General features: G+C 43.5%; 13 protein-coding genes. 6 read left to right on the top strand and 7 right to left on the bottom strand.

Annotated elements, in window-relative coordinates; all coding sequences use genetic code 11:
• Positions 1 to 185: 185 nt before the first annotated feature.
• Positions 186 to 1,484: an anti-phage deoxyguanosine triphosphatase gene (locus tag FIV04_RS20870; RefSeq protein WP_152470378.1), complete on the bottom strand. Its 1,299-nt coding sequence runs from the start codon at positions 1,482 to 1,484 to the stop codon at positions 186 to 188.
• 396 nt (positions 1,485 to 1,880) lie between these two features.
• On the opposite strand from FIV04_RS20870, the gene FIV04_RS20865 reads away from it, so the two are divergent.
• Entirely contained in the window at positions 1,881 to 2,813 is a 933-nt protein-coding gene (locus tag FIV04_RS20865; protein ID WP_152470377.1) for an IS110 family transposase, read from the top strand.
• A 46-nt stretch (positions 2,814 to 2,859) separates the two neighbouring features.
• On the opposite strand, the gene FIV04_RS20860 is transcribed toward FIV04_RS20865, so the two are convergent.
• The 4 genes from FIV04_RS20860 to FIV04_RS20845 form a co-directional block, all read right to left on the bottom strand.
• Positions 2,860 to 3,405: a bZIP transcription factor gene (locus FIV04_RS20860; RefSeq protein ID WP_152470376.1), complete on the bottom strand. Its 546-nt coding sequence runs from the start codon at positions 3,403 to 3,405 to the stop codon at positions 2,860 to 2,862.
• A 474-nt stretch (positions 3,406 to 3,879) separates the two neighbouring features.
• Positions 3,880 to 4,776, bottom strand: a complete 897-nt coding sequence (locus tag FIV04_RS20855; protein ID WP_152470375.1) for a YjjW family glycine radical enzyme activase — start codon at positions 4,774 to 4,776, stop codon at positions 3,880 to 3,882.
• Positions 4,777 to 4,798: 22 nt separating this feature from the next.
• A complete protein-coding gene (locus FIV04_RS20850; RefSeq protein ID WP_152470374.1) occupies positions 4,799 to 6,358 on the bottom strand; it encodes a YjjI family glycine radical enzyme in 1,560 nt (519 codons plus the stop codon).
• Between the two features lie 187 nt (positions 6,359 to 6,545).
• Positions 6,546 to 7,145 carry a class I SAM-dependent methyltransferase gene (locus FIV04_RS20845; RefSeq protein WP_150868751.1) on the bottom strand — a complete coding sequence of 200 codons (600 nt, stop codon included), beginning with the start codon at positions 7,143 to 7,145 and terminating at the stop codon, positions 6,546 to 6,548.
• Between the two features lie 162 nt (positions 7,146 to 7,307).
• On the opposite strand from FIV04_RS20845, the gene FIV04_RS20840 reads away from it, so the two are divergent.
• Both FIV04_RS20840 and FIV04_RS20835 read left to right on the top strand, forming a co-directional pair.
• Complete coding sequence (locus FIV04_RS20840; protein WP_032550362.1) at positions 7,308 to 8,186, top strand: LysR family transcriptional regulator; 879 nt, start codon at positions 7,308 to 7,310, stop codon at positions 8,184 to 8,186.
• Between the two features lie 345 nt (positions 8,187 to 8,531).
• Positions 8,532 to 9,428, top strand: a complete 897-nt coding sequence (locus tag FIV04_RS20835; RefSeq protein ID WP_032550361.1) for a cation diffusion facilitator family transporter — start codon at positions 8,532 to 8,534, stop codon at positions 9,426 to 9,428.
• Between the two features lie 19 nt (positions 9,429 to 9,447).
• On the opposite strand, the gene yddG is transcribed toward FIV04_RS20835, so the two are convergent.
• On the bottom strand, positions 9,448 to 10,389 hold the full coding sequence (gene yddG, locus FIV04_RS20830; protein ID WP_152470373.1) for an aromatic amino acid DMT transporter YddG: 942 nt from the start codon (positions 10,387 to 10,389) through the stop codon (positions 9,448 to 9,450).
• 156 nt (positions 10,390 to 10,545) lie between these two features.
• On the opposite strand from yddG, the gene FIV04_RS20825 reads away from it, so the two are divergent.
• Entirely contained in the window at positions 10,546 to 12,714 is a 2,169-nt protein-coding gene (locus FIV04_RS20825) for a diguanylate cyclase (RefSeq protein WP_152470372.1), read from the top strand.
• A 100-nt stretch (positions 12,715 to 12,814) separates the two neighbouring features.
• Here FIV04_RS20825 and yjjG read toward each other — a convergent pair whose 3' ends face one another.
• The gene (gene yjjG, locus FIV04_RS20820) at positions 12,815 to 13,489 is read right to left on the bottom strand and encodes a pyrimidine 5'-nucleotidase (RefSeq protein ID WP_152470371.1); all 675 of its coding nucleotides are present in this window, start codon (positions 13,487 to 13,489) and stop codon (positions 12,815 to 12,817) included.
• Positions 13,490 to 13,680: 191 nt separating this feature from the next.
• Between yjjG and FIV04_RS26995 the strand changes: the two genes are divergently transcribed.
• Positions 13,681 to 13,842 (top strand): hypothetical protein, encoded by a 162-nt coding sequence (locus FIV04_RS26995; protein ID WP_172974293.1) that lies wholly within the window; start codon positions 13,681 to 13,683, stop codon positions 13,840 to 13,842.
• A 254-nt stretch (positions 13,843 to 14,096) separates the two neighbouring features.
• The gene (gene yiaY / locus FIV04_RS20815; protein ID WP_032550357.1) at positions 14,097 to 15,245 is read left to right on the top strand and encodes an L-threonine dehydrogenase; all 1,149 of its coding nucleotides are present in this window, start codon (positions 14,097 to 14,099) and stop codon (positions 15,243 to 15,245) included.
• The last annotated feature ends 115 nt before the right edge of the window (positions 15,246 to 15,360 follow it).

The raw sequence follows: 15,360 nt of genomic DNA, 5'->3' as shown, positions 1-15,360 counted from the left end.
CAGGCCGTATATATGGAAGTTAACCTGCGCTTTTAATCATACTGCTGGCTTGCAAAACTGGGGGAGACCATATATGTGAGCGACGCAATACCGATGCCGCCGCATACCACCTTAAACACAAAACGCAACGCATAGTAAAAATGCCACGCGTTGCGAATCACTCTTAAACAGATTGTTATGTTCGTTTAGAGGCGATCAAAGATCGAACCAGAAGAAGGCGTAAAAATCTTATGATACAACCGAGTTGCGTAGTCATCAGTTGTACCAGCAATATAATCACTAATAACTCTTAGGTTGTCGTTCTGAGCTTTATACATTTCGTAATATTTCTTAGGCAGCAATCGCTTAGGGTTATTCGAAATTACATCAAACAGCTGAACTATCATTTGTTGCCCTTTGTACTCAAGTGTTTGTACTTCAGGAGTGAAAATTACGTTATTTACAACAAACTCTTGGAAAATATCGAGTTCTTCACGAGCCTTTTTATCTAGTTCACCTTGATAATCAAACAATCTATGTGTGAATTTGCCTAATACCACTACTTCTGTCTTGTTAATGAAATAGTTTACCAATTGTCCAACCGCGCGCTTCCTTGTCTTGTTTTCGCCAGAAAACAATAATTGGGTAAGTTCTTCGATCTTGCTGGCCAATGGGTAGGTATTTAGTGGGTCGGTAAGTTTATCAACAACCTCTCTACGCCACATTGATTGATCAACCAACCGAAGTGCTATTGCATCTTCCAAATCATGGACACCATAGGCGATGTCATCAGCTAATTCCATGATACTCGAATCGAACGACTTATATTTAGGTTTAGCATGCTTGCCTACTTTAGGCTCTGATGACATGAATTTGGCACGATCATTTGTGAAAGGCTGCAAGATCCAATCCACTTGGTCTTTGTCGCAGTCATAAATACATTTAGGCGGCTTAAAGCCATCTAAATTGATGCCACCATTTTCAGTATAAAGCTCCCTGTTAACTACATCATTGTGGTATGCAGGATACTTGATTAGACCTAGTAATGTACGTCTGGTTAGGTTTAGCCCTTCTTCTTCAGAATATTCACCGAGCTTCGTACAAATACGAAGCGTTTGAGCATTCCCTTCAAAACCAGCGTCATTGCGCATAGAATAATTCAATGCAACTTCACCACCATGACCAAAAGGTGGATGACCGATATCATGTGCTAAACCAATAGACTCAATTAAATTTTGCTCTGGGATTAGCTCGAAGATTTCTGGATTTTCATTTTCAGGGTATTTAGTTTTTAGAAACTCAGCAATACCGCTACCAAGTTGAGCTACTTCTAATGAGTGAGTTAGACGGGTGCGGTAAAAGTCGCTTTCCCCTAACCCGAGAACTTGCGTCTTTCCCTGCAAACGGCGAAATGAAGCCGAATGAATAATCCTTGCGCGATCTCGAGAAAATTCATTGCGTTTAAAGCCACTATCAATGGCTGGTTTGAAGCGTTTATCCCACATTATAAACCCCAATATTTAGATGGATATAGCCACTTATATGGGGGCAGTTTCACTGCAATCAAGAGGAAAAGAACATAACGCCCAATTAAGTTGTGAGCAACGCTGCCACCTTACTAAAACACCGCACCTTAATCACCAAACAAATTGAAACCAAAAGCGCCGAGCGTTGCGAATCAGTCTTAAATACTTGTATGGAAAATAAGCACTCCAATCGGGTAAGCTGAGACCCAGACTTTAGCTGCAACTAAAGTTCTTCTATCTGGTAGTTCGATTAAATGATGGCTCCTCTAATGAGAGACCGATAACAAGTACGAACGCTAGATAGAACTCCAAGCACCACACTCGAATAGTCTTCTGGGTCTCGAGCCCGCATTTGCAAGCAAGAGTTAGCTTATTATGAATACAAACACACTTCAAAATATTAATGTCGGCGTTGATACGGGTAAGTCACAATTAGATATCTATATCCGCCCACTCAACATTTACTTCACCGTTCCAAACAACGAAAAAGGCATCAATGATGCCATCAAAACCATTAAGAAACACAAACCTCAACGCGTTGTTATCGAAGCGACAGACCGATTAGAAATGCCCTTTATACTTGCCTGCGATAAAGCGAAGTTACCTTACGTTGTTGCTAACCCGCTACGCATTAAAAAGTTCGCTGGTGCCATTGGTCAGCGCGCTAAGAACGACCGCTTAGACGCCGCTCTTATCGCATATTATGCCGAACGAGTTCAGCCAGAACTCACTCAACTAAAGAGCGAAAATATACGTCTTATGAGTGACTTAGTGACACGACGTAACCAACTACTCACCATGCAGACCATGGAAAGAAATCGACTACAAATATTACCAAAGAATATCGCATCCACAATTTCTCCCATTCTTACTGCACTAAAAAACCAGATAGAAAAAGTCGAAGCAAAGATAACGAAACTAATTGATAGCTGCCCTGAGTATCAATCCAAAAATACCATTCTCCAAAGCATGCCAGGCGTTGGTAAAGTCCTTGCTGCCTCCTTAATCAGTAATGTACCGGAGTTGGAATTTATCACTAACAAACAAGCTTCTTCTCTCATTGGTGTAGCACCAATAACAAGAGAAAGTGGACGCTTTAAAGGAAAACGGGTGATACAAGGAGGACGAGCTCAAGTTAGAACCGTTATGTACATGGCGATGATGTCGGCCATGCAATGTAACCCTGTTTTTAAGACGACTTATGAACGATTACTTGCGGCAGGAAAACCCAAAAAGGTAGCTATAGTTGCCTGTATGAGAAAGATGGTTGTGATCTTAAATTCGATGTTAAGAGACGGTGTTATGTAGGATAAGGATAGCGCCAAAAATTAACTATTGACGCCATAGTCTCTTGTTAGGTGCTTTGGCTCCAATACCCCGCACTTCCTTTTGCTACGCCCTCTTTTACCAAGAAATTCAGCACTCGCAAGATATCGGCTTTATCATGTCCAGGAAGCTCTTTCATTACACTGTCTAGAGTAAATGAAGTTCCGCCAGACAACAAGCCTCCTATGGCGGTGGTTAAACCTTCATACTTTTTTAATTGTTCTGACTTTTCATCAAGCTGACTTTTATTTGTCTCGCATTCACTACAGCTTTGATTATGTTCGGCATCACTCCCAATTGTTTTGTTTTGGAGCTCTTTCACTTGTTCTTGGAGTTCTTTGTTCTTCTTTTCTAAATCCTTTACTTGACGTTTTCTATCTTCGAATAGTTCTTTTCCTTCACCCTTAAGTAGTGTAAACACCACTACACCACTTTGAATGAGCAAACTACCAACAAGCGGTACCAAATAATCCTTATCTATGGCAATTACATTGACCAAACCAAGCAAAGCGACTATCGATGTAGCAATGAATACTATAACAACAGTATAAAACAGAAAATCTCTCTTTGACACAACGTCTCCCATCTATAAAAAACTCAGGACTAAATTACATATGTAACGGTATTATAAGCAAATTTTTTCTTCAGCTAAAAGTTGGTTTTGATAATTGATCAAAACTCTCTACACATAAACGGTTACTTCTTCGAGCATCCTAACTTCCGTTCAACTTACCATAAGCTGTTAAAAATTAAAGAAAAGATATCGATATATGTACTCTAACCTCACATTAAAACGCGCCTGCGTGTTATCACTTTTTAACAATGCGTGTTATCCAAGGTATGAAAGCCACAAAACCATTAAGAAACCACAACTTACAGAGCTAGCCATCGACAAAACGAGACCAAAGACTCAATAAATCATGCCACTTTCCATATTCAAACAACCTTCAAATTTAATAAACTGTTTAGATATACAGAAAAGAGAGTAAAGATAATAAGCAAATCAGCCATGAACTTGGTATTAGGCTTTGTAGGGGCAAAAGTGAGTTTAGGTGTAGACTTGCGGTGTCAGCATTGGTCGCTGGACGTAAGCGAATAACTGGTCATGAAACTCATTCATTTGTTGCTTAGTGCATTTTGACCAGTTTAAGGCTTCCCCTATCACACCATGATGCTGAAACGCATTGAGTCGAATCACTACGTTTTCTGGCAACGAACTAAGGTAACGCCCTACCTGTTCGACTTCTGTATCTAAGTCGCTTTTTCCGGGGATATGCAGCAAGCGAACTTCATGCAGCTTTTGATGTTCCGCTAAGAAGTTGATTGAAGAGAGTACGCGGTGGTTCTCGCGTCCAACTAACCATTGGTGCGTTTCATTTTGCCATGATTTTAGGTCGATCATTGCGCCATCAAGGTACGGTAGAACTCTATTCCAGCCTTCCGGTGAAAGTGAACCATTACTATCAATAAAACAGGTTAAATGAGAGAGCTGAGGATCCGTTTTGATTGCTTTAAAGAGTTCGATAATAAACGGCAACTGCATTGTTGCTTCACCGCCTGAGATAGTAACCCCACTCAGAAAGAACTGATTTTCTCTCGCGATTTCAAGAACATCGGAAACGGTCATCAATGATATTTTCGGACTCGACTTATGACTGCACACATCAATGCACCTGTCACAATGTGTACATTTTTCCGGATGCCAAGTAACCGTTCCAGAATCGCTATTTTGAGTTAGCGCTTCACTTGGGCATTCAGGAACACAATCACCACAATGGTTGCAGTGATTGATGGTGTGAGGGTTGTGACAAGTGATGCAATCAAAGTTGCACCCTTGTAGAAACAACACTAAGCGATTTCCCGGCCCGTCAACACAAGAAAAGGTCAGCACACGGCTGACCTTCGCTTGTTTTTCTGCCTTTGTATTTTTAGTAACCCTAGCCATGTGAGTCGTTAGATCAGAAAATTTATTGTTCGTAGGTTGGCGACATTTCTAGGCTCGCCACACGTGGTTTACGCTCCAAAATGCCGGTATTTTTTGCCGCCTCTGCGCCCAAGAAAGTGGTATTGGTACGAGAACCCTCATCATCATATTTTGCGATATCAGAGAGCTTAATCATGTACCCTGTCACACGCACCAAGTCATTCGACGCCACGTTTGCAGTAAACTCACGATAACCGGCTTGAATCGCACCTTTACATAGGTTGAACATCGCCTCAGGGTTCGATTTTACAGTCTCATCAATCGTTAGAATGTCACTGATGCCTGATGTGTAGAACTTATGATGACCTGCGGTTGCTCGTACGTAAGAGACCGGATCCGGCTCAGTTCCGTAAGGAATACGAACACCTGGGGTTACATCTTTATCAAGACTAATACCGCCTTGTGCATGCAACAGTGCTTTGCCATTTAATCCATACTGAACTGGTGAGGATTCAACGATCTCTGCAAGTTTTTCAGAGATGGTGTGGCCAAGTGTGTTGGCTGCCTCGTCGTGTCCGTACTTAGCTTCAACACCCTCTTTCTCCATCAGGATGTTGACGGCTTCCGCCATGCCGTAGATACCAAACATAGGCGCGAATCGCGCTTCCTCGATCAAGCCCTCTTTCGTTAAGAAGCCTTCAAAGAAATTCGACTCTTCATGAAGGAAACGACTGCGAGCATCCATCAGCTCAACCATGATGTTGGCGTATGTCGGCAGTACCTGCTGTAGAAAATCAGCGCCGCCTTTAGACTTTAGCGCGACCTCTTTTAGATTCATACGAACCAAGGTATTTGAACCACCCGCAAGCGGCAGGGAGTTATAGCAACTCACGATTCCAAAGCGCTTATCACCGTAAGTACTCGCGTGTGCTGGATAATTGGCGATGTGAGGTTTACTGCATTCACAGATGTTGCTCGCCGCTTGACGTAAAAGATCGTCAGGTGTCACTGCAGGATCGTACATAAAGGTTAAGTTAGGTGCGATCTGCTTAAGTTCAGCGTCTACTCGCAAAATAGTGCGACAAATGATGTTATCTGCAGGGCCGATATTCACATGCATGAACGCATCAGGGAGTGTGCGGTCCAGCATAATCCAGAACAGTTTTAGTTTTTGATAGATTTGCTCGTCTGTCAGATCGCCAACAAATGGCATTAACACATCATCTAGTTGACCAAGGTATACAGGAATAGAGGTCACTGATGGCACATGGTGATAGATGATCGTCAACATGTTGAGCGCTTCATCTAAATTGGTCGCCGCGCTGAGTTCTAAATACTCTGAGCCTTGATGTAAGTATTTAGAGTAGTCTGGCAAGACGTAGCGCGGCTTAAACGGCGCATGGCCTTCAAACATGTCACACAGCACCCCGTCTTTGAGTGCTTGTTCAGCTTCTTGGCTGATTGGCATATACGGTAGGCTTGCTTCCGCTTCTAGCGCTAAATAGCTCGACTTCTGCTTAGGTGAAAGGTTGGCATCCGAAATAATATTGTGGAAACGTTGCTGAAGTTCAGGCATTGGTGATGACGTTGTTTGGTGGCTCATGATAAAACCCTTTATATTTATATGGTCTTATTTTAATAGAGTAATTACTTTTCCACTATTGATATTTAATCAATTAAACATTTCCATTATGGAAAACGACCGTTTAATGTAACGCCCAAAAGAAAACCCACACTGCAAAACAGCATGGGTTTATTCTATCTATTTAGTATCAATACGTTAGCGTGATTTAGTACGGATGGTAAGACTGCTTACGACCTACACCCATTAGCACTTTTAACTCACCCTGAGGGGTATCAATCGAGAATGGTACGGACACTTCTACGTTTGAGAAGCCTGCCGCCATTAACACGTTCTCTGAGCGACTCAGTGTTAAACCAGACGCTTCGTCATCGCTCTCTACACACCAATCCCAGTGAACAAACAGTCCATCTTCTTCTAGAAGTGTGTAAATCAAACTCACCGTATCTTGCAGATTCGGAATAAAGCCACACACAGACGAAGCGACTACGACATCAAATTGCTTTCGAAATGCAGGGTGTTGAGCTGCTAAACCACGAGAAAGAATATCAACAACGGGCTCTACGTTGGGTAGCTCTTTTTTGTCGAGTTCTTCAATCATGGCTTCAGAGAAATCTAAAGCAATAATCTCTTTTGCAAAAGGGGACACTTTTTGGCTAAGCAGACCTGTGCCACAACCAAAATCAAGGACACGGGTTCCGTCTAGATCAACGAGCTGGCTCAACTGGTCAAATACGGCTTTTGCGAATTCAGCCGTTGCAGGTTCTTTATCCCAGTCTTTTGCGTACTCGTCCCATTGTTTCGCCATCATGGCCTCCATCTTTACTTCTTGTACGTTCGGAACCCTCTCAGATTAAACTAAATTGACCCGTTCGTCATAGAGTTATCATGCAATGATGGACTATTTCTAAGAGAATCAGCACAATATTCACATATAAATCTTACGATTCTCGCTCATTCCGGAAAATCTATGAACTTGTCTCAAATCCAAGCGTTTTGTTCCGTGGCAGACCTCGGCTCAGTGTCAGAGGCTGCACGCCAGCTCGAATGCAACCGTACTAAGCTCAGCATGTCGATCAAAGCACTTGAGAAAGAGCTGGATGTTGAACTGTTCATTCGCAGTGGCAACCACGTTGAATTGTCTGAAGCGGGAAAAGCTATCTACAAGGATTGCGAAGGCATGTTGGTCACGGCTGCTCGCATAAAGCAGACTTGTTTGCATGTTTCTGGTGAGTTTAACGCCGAGATTTGGATAGCACGTGACGACTCACTTCCCGATGAGATGTGGCAAGACCTATCGCATAAGCTGAACAACCGCTACCCTTCGACCTCATTCAATATTGTTCTGGCTTCGAGTGGTGATTTGGCCAACCTTGTTGAAACCCAACAGGTCGACTTTGCCTTTGGTGTCGATTACGAACGTGTTGATGACCCGAGGATCCTCTACAACCCGCTGGGTAAGATTCGAATGATGTCGGTTTGCCAGAAAGGACACGCACTAAGTCAAATGCGCCGAGTCTCTGATGAAGTGCTACGTAACTCAATGCAGGCGACCATGGTTTACCTCAACGAGAAAGACAACCCAGTGCTAGACCCATTCTCGCGTCGCTACATAGGGTTTTCGAGCTTCGATTACATGCTCGATACCATCATGCGTGAAGACGCGTGGGGCGTAATGCCAGAGCCGTTAATTCGTCATCTACTCCGCGAACAAAAACTATCTGTGATTAAACACACTTACGGTTTAACTCAAGAAGATTACTGTATGTTTACTGCGGCAGGTATGGCGGAACACCCAGGTATGAACTGGTTGGCGGACAAGATCAGCGACTATCTGTTTGATTTTTAAATGTCAGGCTATATCTCGGTCTTCTCCAGACACTTCGTTTAATCTCTTTTCGATTTCGATGAGCATTAATCACGCTTAGTGCTCATCAACACCATCAATGTCGGTGCAATAGCTATTGACTGCGTTTGTTATTTAAGACTCACATCCCTTTAGTACTCCTCAAACTATCCTTATCGATATCAGTCAGCGTCAAAAAATGTGACAGGTAAAATTTCACTTAACCTTATGATTTAATTTAATAATTGATAAACACTACATTTTCTTCTCTGTGTGAAGGCAGATTGAGTTTGTAAAACTCGCTCAGTATTAGAACAATGAAGATATCGAAGACACTAGGAAATCATTATGTGTGACAGGACAAACCAAAACGAAAATCGAGTATTAATGTTCTCAGCCCTTCTTGCATCTGGCTTTGCATTGGGAGGCTTGGCACTAGGCTTAATTGTTGGTTCCCTCGTCATCGTATTCGACGGTGTTTATTCGCTGATCAGTTTACTGTTAACTTTATTGTCACTAGCTGCATCTAAGTACATTAATCGCCCATCAGACTCTAACTTCCCTTTTGGTCGTGCGATTATTGAGCCTATCGTTATCGCTTTTAAAGCCGCGGTAATTCTTATCGTCGTAGGTTATTCACTTTACTCTGCCGTTGGCGCGCTAATGACTGGCGGTCGTGAAGTCGACGCTTCAATCGCGACCATCTTTGGTGCATTGAACGTACTGGGTTGTGGTTACGCATGGTGGTACATCGCCAACAAAAGTAAGTCATTCTCTTCAGGTTTGATTGAAGCAGAATCGAAACAGTGGCAGATGGATACATTATTGAGTGTGGCGGTTACTGCAGGTTTCGTTGCAGCGTGGTTAATCACCTTGTCACCTTACGCCGAGTTTGCTGTGTACGCTGACCCGATGATGATGGTTCTGATGTCGTTCTACTTCATCAAAGTACCATTCGATATGCTTAAGCAAGCAATGCGTGAACTACTGATGATGTCGGCGAACAAAGAGATTTGTGAAAAGGTTGATGAGAACGTTATCGCTGTTGATAAGGAAGCGGAACAAGACCTAGAGCTGAAAGGCGTAACGAAAGTAGGTCAAGAGCTGCGAATCAACGTTGATATTCACACCAATAACCAAGAAACCATAGCGGTCAATGATATTGAAAAGACGCGCCGCTTACTGAAGCGACGCCTATCAAAAATGCCTTATGAGCTGAAACTCAACTTGAGCATTGCTAGTTAGAATAAGAAGGAATTCACAACTAAGTTTTCGCTTGTTCGATATCACTACTCTCTGATTTAGCCGATGCTTTCTGTATCGGCTTTTCTCTTGTTACCCACCAACACGCCAATGAACCAATGGTCACCATGCACACGCCTTGCAAGAAAGTGACTGTGAGTGACAGACCAAGCAGCATTGAAGAGAATAGCGTCGAGAAGATTGGCGTAAAGTAAGACATGGTTGCAAGAAACACCATGTTTCCGCCGAGTATCGCCGTGTTCCACAACGCATAACCCGCTCCCATTGCCGCGCCCGCCAAAACAAGATCGATAGCAGCGCTCGTTGTCATCACCATTGCTGGTTCGTCACTCAGCGCATATTTAATCCATAGCGTTACAGCCGTTGCGATAAAGAACAACACGATCGCATTCTGACCTTTCGCCACGCGCTGCGTGTAGTTGCAATACACCGCCCAAATAATCGCGCCAAAGAACGCCATGGAATACGTCAGCGGGTTCGTCGCGACGTTAGCGGCAATCTGTTGTACCGAGAGGCCTTGATCACCACTGATACTCCAAGCCACACCAAAGAAAGCAAGGACGATACTTGGATATACCAATAAGTTAGTTTTCTTCTTACTGAGTAAAACGGCAAACAGTACTGTTAACGCAGGCCATAAGTAGTTAATGACGGCCATTTCGATGGCTTGGTGACGGCTGTTCGCCATACCCAGTGCAAGCGCCAAAAATATCTCGTAGCAGACGAAAAGCGAGCCTCCAATCAGCAAATACGATTTAGAGAAGCGCGAAATTTTCGGTAACCCCATGGTAAAGACCAACAGGATCGAACTCACGGTATAAAGGCTGGCTGCCCCTCCAATCGGTCCTAACTGTTCAGATACACTGCGTGAGAGCGCGATTAAGCAGCTCCACAATAGAATGGCCATCACGCCATAACAACTGTAACGATGAGTCTTTAACACTTGATTACCTTTTTACAAAGCGAACTTAAGCCATTTCCCAAATGGCGAGCATAAACCAGAAACTTAGCTAATTGATAGAAAAAACAAAATAAGACTTCCTAAAATAAACAACACTTCGTACAATATAATCATATTTATTCCATCACTATTACTTTAATGAACTATACCGATAGCTTTACTCACTACCTAGACCTGCAATTAAAAGAAGTCATTGCTTCTCAAGGCGCAGAGGCTATCGGCCAAGTCAAAAAAGCGATGGATGCCGAAGCAGTTCGACAAGATAAAACCATCCCAAGCTCTATAAAACTGTTTGTAGACGGTTTTTGTGTACTGAGAAAAGGCAAGGTTAAACAGGCGCTTGTCTATCTTAGTCAAGCTCTGAATAAAGCCGATGCTTCACCCTCTTTGATCCTGAAATATTACATCGAATATGGTTTGGGTATCGCCATGATTCGTTCGGGAAATTTCACCGAAGCCATTGTTGAATTGACTAAGGCTTCTGAGTGCAAACACATTGATAGCCCCTACTTGCTTGCGCGAATCTACGCGAACTTAGGCTATATCTTTCTCGAAGCAGAGGATTTTCATAAAGCGCACTACTACTGTGAATTAGCTTGGGAAACGAGCGCACAAACCCCAGAACAGATGGTGATCTCGCCGGTATTAACCAACCTTGCGTTCACCAATAGCAAACTGGGTCGGTTTGATGTGGCTATCAAACAGTTTGAGCAGTACAGCGAAACGTTATCGCGACACGCAAGTCCACTCGGTGAATTCTTTTATCACAACGCCTTCGGTGCCCATTTAGAGCTCTTAGGAGAGCCACAACACGCGCTTAAGCACTTTTGCGAGGCGATTCAATGCGCAGAGCAACTATCAGATGATTTCTACTTATTAGATGCGCTGCTTGAATATTGTCGTTGTGCTATCGAGAACCAGCATATTGATCATCTCGACACGCATATCCAAAAAGCACTGCCTCTCGTTGAAGCATTCGGAAGCGCTAAGATGTTGGAGGCGTTTGCCTCAATCCTGCATCAAGAGTCGAAGTTTAACCGTGACGCAGCGGTGAAGAGTGAACGACTAGAGCAAGCCTTCAATTTACAGTCAAAGGCGCTCAAGCTGCACGGTGAAAGTAACAGCGAATCGATCTCTCAGCTTTATCAGCTCCACTCTGAGCGTCCCCAGTTAGAGAACGCACAGTCACTGGCTAAAAACTTAGAATTGATCTCTTCATTTGGCGAGTACCTTGGCTCACACAATGACCTTACCGACATGGTATTTCGTCTGTACAACGACCTTTCAAAGCTGATGTCTGTCGATTGTCTCGCTTTGGGTCTGTACGACGAGGCGACTGAGCAGCTCCATTACGAGCAGTTTATTGACCTTGGTAATCTGCTACCACCGTTCACTATCGATTGTCGTGGTGAGTCGACTTTAAGCACCTATTGTATTAAGAACAATCTGCCTTTCGTACACGGCAGTTTTTCCCCTGAAGTGCTCCAAAAACTTGTCAATAACGATCCGACTGCCCATGCATTTGTCGGTACAACACAAGAGGATTACCCGTCTGTTATCATGATCCCATTAACGCTCGATCATAAGACGTTGGGAGTACTCACGATACAGACCCACCAACCACATGCTTACCAGGACTATCATATGTCTTTGATTAAGCACCTTGGCTCCTACATCGCGGTCGACTTGCAGAATAAACAGCACAAGAAGCAACTCGAGGCGCAGAAAAAAGAGCTTAATCGCTTGGCGAACCTAGATCCCCTAACAGGTCTCTTTAACCGAGTCTCGCTCGGTTCATCGATTCAGAGGCTACAAAAATGCCCACAAGCGGCGAATAAGATCGCTGTTCTATTGTGCGATGTGGATTTCTACAAGCAGTACAACGACAGTTATGGCCACGTAAAAGGTGATGACGTATTAAAGGAGATCGCTAACCTACTTCGAATCCACTTCACCAAAGAGCACTGTAAGGTATTCCGATTTGGAGGTGCTGAGTTTCTTATTCTTACGGAATGCATAATGAAGCCAGAACTTGAGAAGAAAGTACGCAGCTTCATGGCAGACCTGTATCAAAGAAACATTGAGCACAGCGCTTCACCATGCAGTGACAGGATCACCGTATCCATCGGAGGAGCTGTATTCGATCACAGTACCAAGAGCTTGCTGCTCGACTCTGAACTCATCCAAAAAGCCGATGAAGCTTTGTATTCCATCAAGGATAAAGGTCGAAATGGGTCGCTGATCATTGATGCTGAAGAATTCGCAGTACCAGAACCTAGTGATGCTTTCCCGCTACCGTTTATGTAGTGGTATTCAAGCCCAACTCACAACTCACCAAACAACCCCAATAAAAAGGTACCCAATTTAAAAATTAGGTACCTTCAACATCTGCCATCTTTTGTTGAGATTAAGCGAGCAATAGAGCCTTTAATTCACTCAGTGATGCAACTTGGTAGTGCGGCTCAATTCCACTTGGTCGTGGCTTACAGTCAACGTTCAACCAACAAGTTTCAATACCAAAATCGATGCCACCTAGAATATCTGAATGAGGGTTATCACCCACCATCAGCATGCGTTCTTTGGCAGGTGCACCACTAATGCGATGCGCATGGTCAAAGATGGCGAAATCGGGCTTAGCGACGCCAACTTCTTCTGAAATCACCACATGGTCAAAATAGTCCGTCATCCCCATTCGCTCTAAACGAATGGCTTGCAGCTCAGTAAAGCCGTTGGTAATGATGCCCATTTTAACTTTGCCTTGCAGCGCATCCATCAGCTCTTTCGCCCCCGGTAGCAAGGTACAAATATCGGCCATTGCATTTAAGAAAGCACTGTTAAGTACTGCTGTTGTTGTATCTAGCTGTTTCGCCCACGACTCAAAGCGCGTGTGCTTAAGCTGATCTGCAGTAATTTTGCCGTCTTGGTAATCAACCCATAGCGGTAAGTTCACTTTTTGGTACGCCGCGTAATCTTGTTCGTCAAAATCGACGCCAAAACGAGAGAACATCAGCTTCATTCCTTTAAAAGAGTCAAAGTGAAAGAGCGTTTCATCCGCATCAAAAAATATCCAGTCGTACTTCATTACCTATCCTACTTGGGTTTGATCATTCTTAAGAGGCGATGCCTCATCTTGCACACTTTCAACACAACTGTGAGCTTGTAGAAAGTTCTGACTTTTTATAGAAGTCACGCATCAACTTATGATGTATCGCAAATTTTGCCACATATTAAACTAATAACATACAAGAAACACATCTCAATACCGGAGGTATTATGAAGCACTTCTTACCATCGTCAGTCATGCTCACACCATTTCTTGTCAAAAACTACGATGCTTTCGTCGGTGAAAACTCCGCACAAGATACCGATAAAGAAATCGTAAACAGTGAAAAAACTACTGATGAAACCATCGATACTGAGAAAACAAAAAGTTAATCATATTAGAACTTTATGTGTATTTCTTGCATCAACAATATTCATTCTCATATAGATGGCGTACTGTTGGCGCCACCTATTATTATTCAAATTATCATTAGAAACTAGCTAACCGTTTGCTTCATGAAGCACGTCACAATCCCTAACTACAAAGTGGTAGTTAGGCGCGAAAATTGTCTCAGATCAATTGTTCCACAGGTCTTTATCGCCAACATAGAACTCAAGCAAAAATCATAATTTAACTGGAGCAATTCATGGCTAGTGCATTTTTTATCCCTACAATCAACTTCATGGGCACAGGCTGTTTAAAAGACGCAGCGGACAGCATTCAATCACAAGGTTTTAAGAAAGGTCTGATCGTTACAGACAAAATCTTGAACCAAATCGGTGTTGTTAAACAAGTACAAGATCTACTTGAAGAGCGTGGCGTTAACACAGTTGTGTTCGATGGTACTCAACCAAACCCAACAACGGCTAACGTAACAGACGGCCTAGAGCTACTAACAAACAACGAGTGTGACTTCGTCGTTTCTTTAGGTGGTGGTTCTCCACACGATTGTGCGAAAGGTATTGCACTAGTTGCGGCTAACGGTGGCAAGATTGCTGACTACGAAGGCGTAGACCAATCTGAAAAACCAATGATGCCACTGATAGCTATCAACACAACAGCTGGTACGGCTTCTGAGATGACTCGCTTCTGTATCATCACTGATGAAGCTCGCCACATCAAAATGGCAATCGTAGATAAGCACACTACGCCACTGATCTCTGTAAACGATCCTGAGCTAATGCTTGCTAAGCCTGCATCACTAACTGCAGCTACAGGTATGGATGCACTGACTCACGCAATCGAAGCGTACGTATCTATCGCGGCAACGCCAATTACAGATGCTGTAGCAATCAAAGCGATTGAGCTTATCCAAGCGCACCTACGCACAGCAGTAAGCAACGGTGACGACATCGAAGCTCGTGAGCAAATGGCTTACGCACAATTCATGGCTGGTATGGCGTTTAACAACGCATCTCTAGGTTATGTACACGCAATGGCGCACCAACTGGGTGGTTTCTACGACCTTCCACACGGTGTATGTAACGCGATTCTTCTTCCACACGTTCAACGCTACAACGCGCAAGTATGTCCTGAGCGTCTACGTGACGTGGCTAAAGCGATGGGCGTAAATGTTGAAGAAATGACGGCAGAGCAAGGTGCTGAAGCAGCTATCGCTTCTATCGTAACTCTAGCGGCTGATGTTGGCATTCCTGCTGGTATCGCTCAACTGGGTGCGAAACTAGAAGACATCCCAACACTGTCTGACAACGCACTGAAAGACGCTTGTGGTTTCACTAACCCGAAACAAGCAACGCACGAAGAAATTTCAGCGATTTTTGAAGCGGCAATGTAGCCCTTCAATTTATAAAATACCAAACTTTATATGTTAGTTTGAAAGTGGGCTTGCCATCGGTGAGCCCATTTTTTTATCGAGCAAAGTCACAATAATTGACAGGATAAGCCACAAA

It is taken from the genome of Vibrio sp. THAF190c, assembly GCF_009363355.1.
GTDB classification, from domain to species: Bacteria; Pseudomonadota; Gammaproteobacteria; order Enterobacterales; family Vibrionaceae; genus Vibrio; species Vibrio fortis_A.
Note: the sequence above shows the minus strand (reverse complement) of the source record. Positions and strands in the feature narration are given on the sequence as shown.

Coding starts and splice junctions, on each gene's coding strand:
- FIV04_RS20870 (WP_152470378.1), bottom strand. CDS start 1,484: ATGTGGGATAAACGCTTCAAACCAGCCATTGATAGTGGCTTTAAACGC.
- FIV04_RS20865 (WP_152470377.1), top strand. CDS start 1,881: ATGAATACAAACACACTTCAAAATATTAATGTCGGCGTTGATACGGGT.
- FIV04_RS20855 (WP_152470375.1), bottom strand. CDS start 4,776: ATGGCTAGGGTTACTAAAAATACAAAGGCAGAAAAACAAGCGAAGGTC.
- FIV04_RS20850 (WP_152470374.1), bottom strand. CDS start 6,358: ATGAGCCACCAAACAACGTCATCACCAATGCCTGAACTTCAGCAACGT.
- FIV04_RS20845 (WP_150868751.1), bottom strand. CDS start 7,145: ATGGCGAAACAATGGGACGAGTACGCAAAAGACTGGGATAAAGAACCT.
- FIV04_RS20840 (WP_032550362.1), top strand. CDS start 7,308: ATGAACTTGTCTCAAATCCAAGCGTTTTGTTCCGTGGCAGACCTCGGC.
- FIV04_RS20835 (WP_032550361.1), top strand. CDS start 8,532: ATGTGTGACAGGACAAACCAAAACGAAAATCGAGTATTAATGTTCTCA.
- FIV04_RS20825 (WP_152470372.1), top strand. CDS start 10,546: ATGAACTATACCGATAGCTTTACTCACTACCTAGACCTGCAATTAAAA.
- yjjG (WP_152470371.1), bottom strand. CDS start 13,489: ATGAAGTACGACTGGATATTTTTTGATGCGGATGAAACGCTCTTTCAC.
- FIV04_RS26995 (WP_172974293.1), top strand. CDS start 13,681: ATGAAGCACTTCTTACCATCGTCAGTCATGCTCACACCATTTCTTGTC.
- yiaY (WP_032550357.1), top strand. CDS start 14,097: ATGGCTAGTGCATTTTTTATCCCTACAATCAACTTCATGGGCACAGGC.